The 13,252-nt window shown below is 33.2% G+C and carries 12 protein-coding genes; 3 read left to right on the top strand and 9 right to left on the bottom strand.

The genetic code is table 11. The features are described 5' to 3' along the window. Positions 1 to 6: 6 nt before the first annotated feature. From O5O44_RS01370 to rnpA, 4 genes are all read right to left on the bottom strand, one after another. The gene (locus O5O44_RS01370; protein WP_289195431.1) at positions 7 to 858 is read right to left on the bottom strand and encodes an OmpA family protein; all 852 of its coding nucleotides are present in this window, start codon (positions 856 to 858) and stop codon (positions 7 to 9) included. Between the two features lie 96 nt (positions 859 to 954). Continuing rightward, positions 955 to 2,589, bottom strand: a complete 1,635-nt coding sequence (locus tag O5O44_RS01365) for a S41 family peptidase (RefSeq protein ID WP_289195430.1) — start codon at positions 2,587 to 2,589, stop codon at positions 955 to 957. After that, positions 2,586 to 3,395, bottom strand: a complete 810-nt coding sequence (locus tag O5O44_RS01360; protein ID WP_289195429.1) for a DUF4349 domain-containing protein — start codon at positions 3,393 to 3,395, stop codon at positions 2,586 to 2,588. Before O5O44_RS01360 ends, O5O44_RS01365 begins: the two co-directional genes overlap by 4 nt. A gap of 12 nt (positions 3,396 to 3,407) precedes the next feature. Continuing rightward, a complete protein-coding gene (gene rnpA, locus O5O44_RS01355) occupies positions 3,408 to 3,785 on the bottom strand; it encodes a ribonuclease P protein component (RefSeq protein ID WP_289195428.1) in 378 nt (125 codons plus the stop codon). 136 nt (positions 3,786 to 3,921) lie between these two features. Between rnpA and O5O44_RS01350 the strand changes: the two genes are divergently transcribed. Both O5O44_RS01350 and O5O44_RS01345 read left to right on the top strand, forming a co-directional pair. Beyond that, positions 3,922 to 5,781: a CBS domain-containing protein gene (locus O5O44_RS01350; protein WP_289195427.1), complete on the top strand. Its 1,860-nt coding sequence runs from the start codon at positions 3,922 to 3,924 to the stop codon at positions 5,779 to 5,781. Continuing rightward, the gene (locus O5O44_RS01345; protein WP_289195426.1) at positions 5,774 to 6,964 is read left to right on the top strand and encodes a succinylglutamate desuccinylase/aspartoacylase domain-containing protein; all 1,191 of its coding nucleotides are present in this window, start codon (positions 5,774 to 5,776) and stop codon (positions 6,962 to 6,964) included. The genes O5O44_RS01350 and O5O44_RS01345 overlap by 8 nt, the downstream gene beginning before the upstream one ends. Before the next feature lie 25 nt (positions 6,965 to 6,989). Here O5O44_RS01345 and O5O44_RS01340 read toward each other — a convergent pair whose 3' ends face one another. Genes O5O44_RS01340 through O5O44_RS01325 form a run of 4 tightly spaced genes read right to left on the bottom strand, consistent with a single transcriptional unit; the run spans position 6,990 to position 10,469 of the window. Then, a complete protein-coding gene (locus O5O44_RS01340; RefSeq protein ID WP_289195425.1) occupies positions 6,990 to 7,865 on the bottom strand; it encodes a sterol desaturase family protein in 876 nt (291 codons plus the stop codon). A gap of 5 nt (positions 7,866 to 7,870) precedes the next feature. Beyond that, positions 7,871 to 8,788, bottom strand: a complete 918-nt coding sequence (locus O5O44_RS01335) for a sulfurtransferase (protein ID WP_289195424.1) — start codon at positions 8,786 to 8,788, stop codon at positions 7,871 to 7,873. Continuing rightward, positions 8,772 to 9,248, bottom strand: a complete 477-nt coding sequence (locus tag O5O44_RS01330; protein ID WP_289195423.1) for a monoheme cytochrome C — start codon at positions 9,246 to 9,248, stop codon at positions 8,772 to 8,774. Before O5O44_RS01330 ends, O5O44_RS01335 begins: the two co-directional genes overlap by 17 nt. Then, positions 9,249 to 10,469: a sulfite oxidase gene (locus O5O44_RS01325; RefSeq protein WP_289195422.1), complete on the bottom strand. Its 1,221-nt coding sequence runs from the start codon at positions 10,467 to 10,469 to the stop codon at positions 9,249 to 9,251. It abuts the gene before it with no gap. A gap of 132 nt (positions 10,470 to 10,601) precedes the next feature. Here O5O44_RS01325 and O5O44_RS01320 point away from each other — a divergent pair, with 132 nt between their 5' ends. After that, positions 10,602 to 11,291 carry a hypothetical protein gene (locus O5O44_RS01320; protein WP_289195421.1) on the top strand — a complete coding sequence of 230 codons (690 nt, stop codon included), beginning with the start codon at positions 10,602 to 10,604 and terminating at the stop codon, positions 11,289 to 11,291. A gap of 86 nt (positions 11,292 to 11,377) precedes the next feature. Here the strand turns inward: O5O44_RS01320 and O5O44_RS01315 are convergent, their stop codons facing one another. Further along, on the bottom strand, positions 11,378 to 13,219 hold the full coding sequence (locus O5O44_RS01315; RefSeq protein ID WP_289195420.1) for a M1 family metallopeptidase: 1,842 nt from the start codon (positions 13,217 to 13,219) through the stop codon (positions 11,378 to 11,380). Between the last annotated feature and the right edge of the window lie 33 nt (positions 13,220 to 13,252).

The following is a 13,252-nucleotide window of genomic DNA, read 5'->3' as shown; positions in this document are numbered from 1 at the left end:
TGAAGTTTATTTAGCTTCATCACCCACATGGGTGATTAGTATTTCTACACGTCTATCAAATTTTGGATCACCACCTAGTGGAAATTTTCTTCGCATACCTAAATGACGCATTCGTTTTTTATCTATGCCTTTATTTGCAAAATAATCGTAAACATATTTAGCCCTGGCTTCAGATAGGTTTTGTTTTTTTGTTTTCCTGTTTACCGCATCTCTGGTGTTCTGGGTACAACACACATGACCCTGTATTGTGAAATATATATCATCACGCTCTAAAAGCGCTTTAGCAATCGATTCTAATGTTTTTTTAGAATCTGGAGTAACCGAGGCGTAACCTGTTTTGAATAAAATATTTTTAAACAAGATTTTATCACCTTTGGTACTTTCTTTAATTAAATCTACAACTCCTTTTTCTTTAGGTTTTTTTTCTTTTACAACCTCTTTTACTTTGGGCTGTTTAGGTTTTACTATAATTTCAACTTTCCTATTTAGACCTCTAATTTTTAAAAGATTTTCTTCCTCAACAATTTTAATCAGTATTTCACCTTTACCATCAACATTTGTTATAAGTGTTTCGCTTATTTCATTATTAGCAAAAACAGCTTTTATAGCATCGGCGCGTTGCTGCGAAAGAATTAAGTTATAGGTATCCGCACCTCTGTCATCACAAAACCCAAAAATTGAAATCGATTCAATATCAACATCGTTTAACGAAGAAATAAATAGAAGTAAACGATTCTCTTCAGTACTAGGAACCTCGTATTTATCGGTATCAAAATAAACTTCGTGTGTTAATTTGTTTTGCGAAAAACCAAAAACACTACTAAATGAGATTAATATTAATACTACTAATTTATTCATAGAAGGGCACTGAATAGGTGTTAAATATACTATTTTTAATCTAAAATCATGCCAGTTGTCTTTTATCCAAAGGGTTTGCCGGATATAAAGCCTTTTTTATTTTAAATAACCTTGATAGGTTGATGTGTTGCTAAGTATTTCAGTTGCTTTTTTAATTTCAGAATCATGCTCTTCTAAATATTCGTATAATCCTTCTCTATACACGTAGCGTTTTACAATGTCTTGCGTTAACAAATCTATTAAATAGTCTTTATTTTCATCAATAACACTGGTTTTTGAGGCATTTAAATTTGTAATTAATGTGTTATAATCGTTTTCAATATTATCATTCAGTTCTTCTTTTTTAGAAGTTTCAAAGGCTTTTTTAAGGGCTTTTTCTGTTTCTGTTTCAAATGAAAAATTGTTTTCTTTTAAGTAATTCTTAAAATCTAAGAAATCCTTATCAGTCAACTTTAGGTTGTTTATATCATCAATAGTATGATTGTAATAATAGTTGGTAGAAAAGTCGAAAACCAAATCATTATTAACAATAGCAGTTGTAATTGGTGATATTTTATGATTACCAATTTGCACATCAGGAAATACACCGCCACCATCAAAAACTTGTCTTCCGTTTTTAGTTTTAAAGGCGTTGTAATTTTCTTGTTTCACTTTTACCGCTTCGCCTTTTTCATTTCTATTCCAATAATCTAATGCCTGAATACATCTACCAGAAGGTGTATAATATCTAGAAATGGTAATTTTTACTTGGGTACCGTAGGTTAAGGCTTTCGGACGCTGTACTAGGCCTTTTCCAAAACTTCTAGACCCAACAATTACGGCACGATCTAAATCTTGAAGGGCGCCAGAAACAATTTCGCTAGCCGATGCACTACTTCCATCAATTAAAACCACCAACGGAATTTTAGCATCTATAGGGTCGCTTGGTGTTATATAAGTTCGGTTGTATTTTTTAACTTTAGATTTTGTTGTCACTACCAATTGACCTTTCGGTACAAAAAGGTTTACAATTTTTATAGCTTCGTTTACTAGACCACCAGGGTTGCCACGTAAATCTAGAATAATATTTTCTGCACCCTGAGCTTTTAAATCGCGCAGCGCATAATTGGTTTCAGCATGTGCTTTTCTACTAAACTGACTTAAAACAATATATCCTGTTTTATTATTAATCATAGAAAAATGAGGCACTGCTTTAATTTCAACCTCTGCACGTTTTATGGTGGCAGTTTGTGTTTTTCCTTGACGATTGTAAGTTACTTCTATTGAAGAATCTGGTGCACCTTTTAATAATTCACCTGCATTATCATCATAATCTACAATAGAAATATTACCAACTTTTATAATTTCGTCTCCAGCCTTTAAACCCGCCTTATCTGCAGGATAATCTTTATAAGGCTCAATAACGACCAACTTATCTTTTTTGGTTTTTATTCTAGCGCCAATTCCGGTATAATCGCCGGTATTATTAATTCTAGCAGATTCAACATCTTGCTCGTTCATAAAATTGGTGTACGGATCTAGATCGCTTAACATGCTTTTTATAGCCGTATCCATTAAATCTCCCGGGTTGGTTTCATCCACATAATTCATGTTTAATTCCTTAAACAACGTGGTGAAAATTTCAATTTGCTTCGCAATTTCAAAAAAGTCGTTTTTAAACGCTGAGGTTGAAATAAAAACAATACCTGCAAGCAATGGAATTAGTATTTTCTTTTTAAGAATATGTTTCATTTTTTACTTTTTTTAAGCCATTTTTTAATAAGAAATCCTGCAAAAACAAGAATTAAAATAAATGGCCAGATGTGTAATATACCTAAGAAAAATATTGAAATACCATTAAAACCAGATTTTATGGCATTCCACATTTTGGTTCCATAAGAGGTTGTAATGGGTGTTTCTGAAGTTAATTTATAAAATTCTATATCGAGGGTGCTCAACGACACTTTATCTTGAAGATATTTTAAGCGTCCTTGCTTCGCTTCAATTTCTTCTCGAATATTAGAAAGTTCGCGTTCTATTTCAAGCATTTCCTTTACGGTTTTTGCTTTGGTAAGTAATTCTAAATATCGATTTTCTAAAGTTTGTTTTGCTTTTAAACGGGCCTCTAAGTCTATAAATTCTTCAGTAACATCTTTTGCAGAAACTCGTTTAGCGTCAAAAAACGATACGTCTTTGCTTACAGCATCTAAGGTTTTTTGAAAGTTACTAGTAGGTACTCTAACAATTAAATGTCTTGTAATGGTATTGTATGATTTATTTGAATTATCATCTTGAATATACCCATTATTATCTTGTATAGCCTTTTTAATTTGAAGATAAGTTTTGTCTAAATCTTTTGTTTCAAATTTTAAATATGAGGTTTTTATTATTTTTTGCGGTGAAGCCTCCGCTGGGACAGAGACCATACCGTTTATATTTGAGGCTTCCTCAAAAACCATTTCTTGATCGCTATAATCTACAGTATTTGCATATTCAGAAGGCCCTTTAGAGCACATCAAAGGCAACATTAATATTAATAAATAGGAAACAAATTTCATAAGTAGTCGATATTAAGGATTTGTAAGCTTGCTGGAAAACTTATCAAATACCATTTTCATTTTACTTTCAACTTGCACAAAGGTGGGCATGTCCTTGCCAATGTACAAAATCATAAACGCGTGTTGTGTTGTTAAATTGTTAAAAAAGCTCGCTTTATTTAGCCTATAAGCTTCTCTTAACAAACGTTTGATCCTGTTTCTAGCAACCGCTGTTTTAAAATGCCTTTTGCTCACTGAAACGCCCGTTTTAGCTATAACATCATCATCAAAAGTAGTGCCTAAATACACTAAACGCAACGGAAACGCAGAAACCGATTGTCCTTCAGTAAACAATTGGTCTATAAGTTTTTTGCTTTTAAGCTTTTCTTTTTTCGAATAGGTTGCAGTCATAAATAGATTTATGCTTACAAAAATACTAATAACAATTCACACCAAGCGTAACAAGGGGCAACATGACAAAAATCATTTTTAAAACGCTTAAACTAAGGTATATTGGTATGTTACAACGAATTTAAATTAAACGATTATGGGAGATTTAAGTGTTACAAAACTAAATACTAAAAAAGATAGAGCTAATTATATCCATCATTTGATAAATGATATAGAAGCCCTAGACCTCATGATTGAAAAAAACATGATTGAAGAAGGCCCGATTAGAATCGGAGCAGAACAAGAATTTTGTTTAGTTAATAATCAGTTTTTGCCCGAGAGTAATTCGTTAGAGATTTTAGAAGAAATTAACGACGAGCATTTTACAACCGAAATTGGGAATTATAACCTAGAACTAAACTTAGACCCTTTAATTCTAGTAGGAGATTGTTTTTCAAAATTACACAAACAATTAAATAGCTATTTAAAAAAGGCTAAAGATGTTGTGGCTAAGAACGATGGTAAAATTATTCTAACAGGCATTTTACCATCCTTATCAGTTAATAATGTTGGCGAAGATAACATGACCAATGTTGAACGATATTCCGTTTTAAATGATGCCATTAAATCAAGTAGAAGAACCAGTTTCGATATTCATATAAAAGGTGTAGATGAGCTTAATTTATTACACGATTCTGTTATGTTAGAAGGTTGTAATACCAGTTTTCAAATGCATTTGCAGTTTGCTGCTAAAAATTTTGTAGATAATTATAATTGGGCACAAGCCATTGCGGGTCCTATTTTAAGTGTTTGTACAAATTCTCCTTTATTATTTGGAAAAGAATTATGGAGCGAAACTAGAATTGCACTTTTTACACAAAGCATAGATACCAGAGCAAATTCGTATTTATTAAATGACAAACCTTCTAGAGTAAGTTTCGGAACCGATTGGGAACGCGGCTCAATAACCGATATTTTTAAAAATAATATAGCCCGATTTAGGAGTTTTTTAACCACGCATTTTATTCGAAACAGTGTAGATATGCTAAAAAACAACGAAATCCCAAAGTTAAAAGCTTTGCAATTGCATAATGGTACCGTTTACCCTTGGAACAGAGTCTGTTATGGTTTAACCAACGGAAAACCTCATTTACGAATTGAAAACAGATACATTCCTTCTGGACCAACAACTGTTGATGAAATTGCAAACATGATGTTTTGGGTAGGTGTCATGTTAGGAAAACCAAAAGCTTACAATAATATTAGCGATAAATGGGATTTTAAAGATGTAAAAACTAACTTTTTTAGCGCTGCAAGATACGGTATGGCCACCCAGTTTTATTGGAATGGGAAATACATTTCAAGCCATGAACTTATTTTAAACGAACTTTTACCAATGGCATATAAAGGCTTGTATAAAATGGGAATTTCTCCAAAAGATGCCGAGTATTACTTAAAAATTATTAATGATAGAGTTATAGGTTATAACGGATCAGAATGGATGGTTAGAAATTACAGGTACCTTCTAAAAAGCCATAAGCGGTATGAGTCTATGCAAATACTAACAGCAAATATTTATGATAAACAAGAAAAAGGTTTTCCTGTTTCGGTATGGGATATGCTGCATCATCAAAACGAATCAATCTTAAAAACTAAATATGTGGCGAAACATATTTTAAGTTCGGATATATTTTCAGTAGATAAAAAAGACAGTATCGATTTGGTATTGCATATCATGAAATGGAAAAACATTCACCACATGCCTGTTATTAATGGGGATAGAGATCTGTTAGGTTTGATAACTTGGAATGACGTTGAAAGCTATATCGATCAGCGCGATGAAAAACATAATAGTGTCTCAAAATTAATGAAAACCGATTTAATCACTGTTGAGGAATACACACCTTATGAAACGGTTATAAAATTATTAAAAACACATGCAATTGGTTGTTTGCCCGTTGTAAAAAACAAAAAGCTTATTGGTTTAATAACCTCAAACGACTTATTACATGATTGATGTATACAACAAGGCACTAAATAGTAGTTTAAAAATTAACAGAATACTTGGTAAAATAGAAGGTACAAAACCTGGTCCGACGGTTATTTTTTTTGGCGGTATTCATGGTAATGAAACTTCTGGAGTGTTTGCTCTAAAAGATGCTTTAGCAGGAATAAATAACACCTATGTATCTGGCACTATTTACGGTATTGCGGGAAGTTTAACCGCTTTAAAAGCCCATAAACGTTATATTGAAGACGATTTAAATAGGCTTTGGACTAAGCAGCAAATTCAAAACATTATAAGTAAAGCTCATGTAAATGAAGACGAAGCTGAATTAGTTGAGCTCAACACCATTTTAAATGAAATTTTAGAAAAACATAAACCGCCATTTTATTTTGTTGATTTGCACACAACATCCAGTAAAACCTTGCCTTTTATTACAATAAATGATGCCTTAATAAACAGAAAGTTTTCAGAGCAATTTCCAGTACCTATAGTTTTAGGTATAGAAGAGTATTTAAATGGTCCGTTATTGAGTTATATAAATCAATTAGGTTATGTGTCTTTAGGTTTTGAATCTGGGCAACATGACGATTTTGTTGCCATTACCAATAGTATTGCATTTGTGTATTTAACCCTAGTGTATTCAGGTGTTTTAAAACAAGAAGCGGTTATTAATTTTTCAAAATATTACGAGCAATTAAAGCAGCAATCTAATAATACCAAGCAGGTATTTGAAGTGGTGTATTTACATAAAATTCAAAAAAACGAACGCTTTAAAATGCTTAATGGTTTTAAAAGTTTCGAAACTATTAAAAAAGGAACGCTACTAGCCATAAGCAACACTAAAGAAATTGAATCTCGTTACAACGGTAATATTTTTATGCCACTTTACCAACAAAAAGGCGCCGAAGGTTTTTTTATCATTAAACCCATAAAACCGTTTTTTCTAAAATTATCTACCGTATTAAGACGCATAAAAACAGATAGTTTTTTAGCCTTTTTACCTGGAATTTCTTGGGCAAATAAAAACGAAGGCATTTTACAAGTTGATTTGAAAGTTGCACGGTATTTTGCTAAACCATTATTTCATTTATTAGGTTACAGAAACAGGCAAATTACAAGAACTCATATAAGATTAAACAATAGAGAGCGTGTTGCAAAAACTAAAATTTACAGAAAAGCGCCTTGGTATTAATGCTTTAGATTAAAATTTAATAAAACTAACGCTGCCCTTTTTTAAAGCCATAGGTGTTTTGTCCAATAAAATCTTTAGGAAATTTATCATCGCCTTTAAACCCAATTTCAATCTTACCACTGTCTTCTGGAATGTAATTAGTTTTAAAAATATAATCCCATAAGCTTAAACTAATACCGTAATTCACACCATATGTTCCTTTTGGTAATACATAAGCATGGTGGTATAAATGCATCACTGGGTTATTGAAAATATACTTTAATGGTCCCCAAGTTATTTTAATATTTGAATGGTTAAGATGACCAATAGCAATTGTTATAAAGTGAATAATATAAGCTTGTTCTGGTTCAAAACCGCCAATAATCATGACGCCAAAAGTTTTAAGCGGTTTGTATAACACGTTTTCCATCCAATGGTATCTTAAATGTGCTGCAAAACCCATTTCTTTTACGCTGTGGTGAACTTTATGAAATTTCCAAAGAAAACCATACTTATGCAATAATACATGTGTAAACCACTGTACAAAGTCAAGAATTATGAAGAATACCAACAATTGCAACCATGGCGCCCATTCAGAAATATCCATAATTGCAAGACTTTTAGCGGTGACATTAATTTCGCCTAAAAGCAATCCAATAACCTTATAAACTCCACTTATGACAATGGAGAAAATGAAGAAATTGAAATACATATAAAATGCGTCTAACCAAAAATCGCGTCTGAAAATTGATTGATCTTTTCGCCAAGGGAAAGCAATTTCTAATAACCACACGACTATTGAAATTACTGTAAGTCCCCAAAAATAATTGGTATACCATGGCACTTCAAAAATTATCGATTTCCAAGTCCAATTTAATGTGCCTTCAAAGGCATTAATAAATGCGTCTAAATACTTTTCCATTTTTTTTATTGTGTTAATGTTATACTATCACTTTCAAAAGGTAAGTCGTTAAAATAGCTCCATTCTGTCCATGAGCCATCATAATTTGTTACATTTTTGTACCCTAATAGTTGGGTTAGCACAAAGGTTGTATGTGCTGAACGAACGCCACTATGGCAATACAAAATGATAGAATCGTTTTTATTTATTTTACTATATATCTTTTCTAAATCTTTTATTGGTTTAAATTTTTTATTACCACTATAGTTTATAGCTTCTACCCAATCTATATGTATGCTTTTAGGTATTCTTCCTGCCTTGTAAGCACCTTTTTTTTGTTGTTTTCCTGAAAACTCATCTTCATTTCTAGTGTCTAAAATAACCGTATTGTTTTTTAATGCTTCAATGACTTGTTCTTTTGAGGCATAATATCGCATTTTAGGATTTGCCTTTAGTTTAAAAACAGTTGTTTCCACTTTTGGTATTTCTGAATTAACATGACCATTAATTGATTTCCATACTGAAATTCCGCCTAGTAAAAGATTAATATTTTCAAAATCATAATTTTGTAATATCCACCATAACCTTGAAGCTTCACACAATCCGTTATCATCATAAATGACTATGGTGTCTTCCGTTTGAATTCCTAGTTTTCCAAATAAATCTTCTATCTGTTTTTTACCAGCCATAATTCCGGAGTAAGGATATGTTGTGTCTTCGATATCCGTTCTCCAAAGATTTAAAGCGCCTTCAATATGTTCATTTTTATAATGTTCTTTTTTTCTAAAATCAATTATTTTAATATTAGGTTGTTGAATAATTGTTTTTAATTCATTTGCTGATATTAAATATGCCGATTCAAATACTGCTGTTTCATTCTCTTTTTCAGGTTTACATGCTGAATTGATTAACAAGAATACTATGATATTAATCCTCCAATTCATACCAATCGATATCTGTTAAAACCGCGCGCCTTCCTTTTGCTTTTGGTGGATAGTTGGTTACTAAATAATTAACAATAACCTCCTGATTCCTTCCTAAATCCCAAAGATTTTGGGTTTCTTGCATCCATTTAATCGTGGCGTTCCAACGTTCGGCATTCATTCTATTTTGTGTTACTAATTTTGATGAATGACAATTGGTACAGTTATTTACAACCACCATTAATCCTTCTGCATCAATCAAACCCGTTCTAACATGAATGCCATTTTCAATCCTATCTTCGTCCACTTCAACTGGTGCAATTGCAACAGTTTCAGATTTAGACATGAAATCTAAGACATTAGGATTCACCATATATGAAATGATTCCACCTCCTGCAATTACGAACAACACAAACAGCAGCGCCAAAAGACGATGTACTTTTTTAACTTGATTCCTAAAGGCGTCTTCTTTTTTGGTCATTTATGTAACTTTTATCGCTATGCGATGGCAAGCATTATTTAAGTAACCTTTTGGGTTCCATCCTGGTAAAAGCATTGGTTGTGCTTTAGCATTGGTATCTGTTGCTCTGGCCCAAACCTCGTAATAACCAGGTTTCGGAAAATTTATTTTAGCTGTAAAATGTTGCCATGCTAAACGGTTTTCTGGTTTTGCGACATCACATGTTTCCCAAGTAGAACCAAAATCTATGGAATATTCCATTTTAGCAACTTCTAATTCTCCTGCCCATGCATGCCCTCTTATATTTAAAGACTGCCCTTTTTTTATTATTGCCCCAGTTTTAGGGTAAGTAATAATTGATTTTACAGGCATTGACTCGATAATACACATATCTTCATCTTTTACTTTTTCTCCAGGTGCCACAGGTTCGCAAGGCACTCTGTAGGCTGTACCTGTCATTTTTGTGCCATCATGGACTTTATCTCGAATGCTAATTCTATTTATCCACTTTCCAGAAACTGATGCCGGCCATCCACCTGCAACCAAGCGTAAAGGGTATCCATGAATAAGAGGAATGTCTTCTCCATTCATTTTAAATGCTAAAAGCGTTTCATCTTGTATAGCTTTATTCATTGGGCAACCCCTAGAAATAGGTTCTTTGTTAGGATCCATACTAAGGTGTTTATCTATGGCATGATATCCAATATAAACAGCATTACTTTTTATACCAGCATCTTCCAAAACATCGCGTAAGCGCACACCAGTCCATGAAGCACAATGTACAGCACCAACAGTCCATTGGTTTCCTTTTGCTGGTGGATCAAATTCTGCGCGTCCATTACCACCACATTCTAACGTTAATTGATAGGTATGATGCTTAAATTTTGATTTCAATTCAGTCAATGAATATGTTTTTTTATTTTTTACTGATTCTCCATCAATGGTGAGCGTCCATGTTTTTGGGTCGATATCTTCAGGTACCAAGCCATTATTTCTTATAAACATGCATGAATTTGGTGTGATTTTATCATCCAATAAATGCGCTTGTGCTTCAATATTCCATGGTTTATCGTTTAGAACAACCATGTCTTTGTGTTTATTAAAAAGTTTAAAAGGATCGGGTTCTTGCAACGCTAAAGGCGTATAACCATCTAACATTTTAGAACCAAAAACTAGCTCAGTACCTATTAATGCAGCAAACGAGCCTAGTGTACCTTTTTTTACAAAATCTCTTCTTTTCAAAATATTTCTATTATAGGTTTGACTAACCAACTTCCTAAGTTACAACTTCTAAGCTTCTTTATTTGTAACTTATGTTACATACAAAAGGCATAGTTAACGCTAAATTGCACTATTACCTTAAAATTAGCAATGATGAGAATTATTACAAAAAATTTTGAAACTAAGTTTACTGGTTGGTCGTTTATTATGGCCGCCTTAATGTTATGGTTAGGTTGGGCACTATCACCACATCATATTGGTGAATACATTGTAGCTTCGGATTTTGTAGCTATTGGTGAAAATGTTTGGACCTGGATTTGGATGTATCGTATTCACATTTTTGGTTGGGTTACCATGGCAATTGCCTTATTTGCACTGGTGGCGGTAGCGGCCAGAAAGCCATATCGGGTACTTATATTACCAGGTGCTGGCATGATTATTATTGGCACGTTTACCTTAGCTATTGCCAATGCTTATTTTTATAATTTTGGTGCTTGGGGTGTGGGTCAAACAATGGGGAAGTCTGCAGTAGAAATTCAGGCTTTCGTTAATGATATTTTATACACGAATCAATACGTAACATGCTTTATACGTTTTGGACGTGTTTTCTCTGGTGTTGGTTTAGTCTTGTTAGGCTACGGCTTAATAAAATGGCATATTGTAGCTCTATGGTTAGGCTGGTTTACGGTTTTGTTAGGACTTTCGGCAATGGGCATTGTTATGGGTATTCCTGATAATTATGAAATCTACAAGCCATTATTTCATATTAAAGTCATTTGGTTGGTAGCTATGGGAGCTTTAATTCTTTTAAAAGGCATTCATTTACCAAAATCTGAGTCATAATTAATAGTATTATCAATTAGAACTTAACTAATAGCAAAAAAAGCCACTTAATTTCAAATTAAGTGGCTTTTAAATGAATTATAATCTTAATTTTTGTTGTTTTCCTTTTCAATATCAGCCATTAAACCTTCTGGGTCTATTTCCACAGATTTTACAGGTTTAGTTGCTTCAAACGTGTAAGTTGGATAAGCCCAAGCCCAGTCTTTTATGATGGTTGCTGAGGTTGGTTTTTCACCACGCATCATTTGTAATGGGATATAAAATGCTTCAGTAGAGCCATCAGTATAGGTTACTAAAACATCAATAGGCATTGGCATTAATCCTATACGCTCTAAAGTTACCGAGTTGTTTTCAATAGTTTTAACTGCGTAGTCAATAGTATTAGTGGTTTGTGTCCAGTCAATTAAATACCAATCGAGTTCTAAACCAGATGTTTTTTCGGCAATTCTTAAAAAATCTATTGGTTTTGGGTGCTTAAAAGCATACGTTTTAAAATATTGTTTTAATGTTTTTTCTAGATTTTCTTGCCCAATAACATACGCCAATTGTTTCAAGAACACATAACCTTTGTAGTATGCTGAAATTGAATATGAACGATTGTAAACATACCTATCTGAATGTGTAGTTTGCGGTTGTTCTGTACCAGATTTAGCTAAGTATGCATAAACACCGTAAACACGTTTGGAAAGTTCGTTAAAATCTTTATTGAAAATATGACTTTCTGCAAGGGTACAAATGTATTCGGTAAAACCTTCATCCATCCAAGAGTGTTTTGCTTCGTTTGTTGCCAAAATAAATTGGAACCACGAGTGCCCCATTTCATGAGCTGTTACACCAAACAAACCATCAAAACTTCCTTCACCTAAAATAAGTGTGCACATGCCGTATTCCATTCCGCCGTCACCACCTTGAATTACAGAGTATTGATTGTAAGGATATTGCCCCACTTCGTTACTAAAAAACTGCATTAATTCTACAGCTTTTGGCTGCAAATTTTTCCAATTATCAAGTTTGTCTTGAGGCATGGTGCTTTTGTATAAGAAGTGCAATAACGGACCATTTGGTACTTGTTTGGTATCGTGAATATATTCAGGGTCTGCAGCCCATGTAAAATCATGCACATTAGGTGCTACAAAATGCCAAGTTAGTTTGTCAGAATTTGGACGATTTACGGTACCAGTTTCATAACCATGACCAATTTCATTTGGGTTTTGTAGGTAACCTGTTCCGCCAACAACGTAATTTTTATCTATGGTCAATTTCACATCAAAATCTCCCCAAACACCGTGAAATTCACGCCCTATGTATGGGTCTGCATGCCATCCTTCAAAATCATATTCTGCTAATTTCGGGTACCATTGTGCCATTGAAAGTGCCACGCCTTCTTTATTATTTCGTCCAGCTCGACGAATTTGAACAGGAACTTGTCCGTCAAAATCCATATCAAAAGTTACGCTTTCACCTGGTTGAATCGGTTTAGCTAATTCAACCTCTAAAACGGTACCAACAGTTTCGTGATTAATCGATACACCGTTTTGTTTAAGCGAATTAACTTTAATGTATCCTATTTCATTAGGTTTTAGTTTGCTAATGCGATCTTTTACTCTTCCATCTGGGTCTGCAATAGTAAGTGAACGCACATCCATTTCACTTCCAGGTTGAAATGCATTAAAGTATAAATGATAAAACACTTTATTTAATACGTCTGGTGAATTATTAGTGTAAACCAATTTTTGCTTCCCTTTGTATTGATAAGTATTTACATCCATATCAATTTCCATGTTGTAATCTACATGCTGCTGCCAATAAGCGGTAGTTACAGCTGAAGGCGCAGCAGGAGTGGGAGGTGTAGTTGCCGATAGACCTTTTGTACTACTGCAAGAAAACAATAATGAAACTATAAGAATTGATGAAAAAAATCGCGTCATAACTTTAAAAAGATTGAATCTATAGATTGAAAA

It is taken from the genome of Algibacter luteus (assembly GCF_030344935.1).
Classification (GTDB): Bacteria; Bacteroidota; Bacteroidia; order Flavobacteriales; family Flavobacteriaceae; genus Arenitalea; species Arenitalea lutea.
The sequence above is the reverse complement of the archived record's forward strand: the minus strand, read 5'-3'. Positions and strand labels throughout refer to the sequence as shown.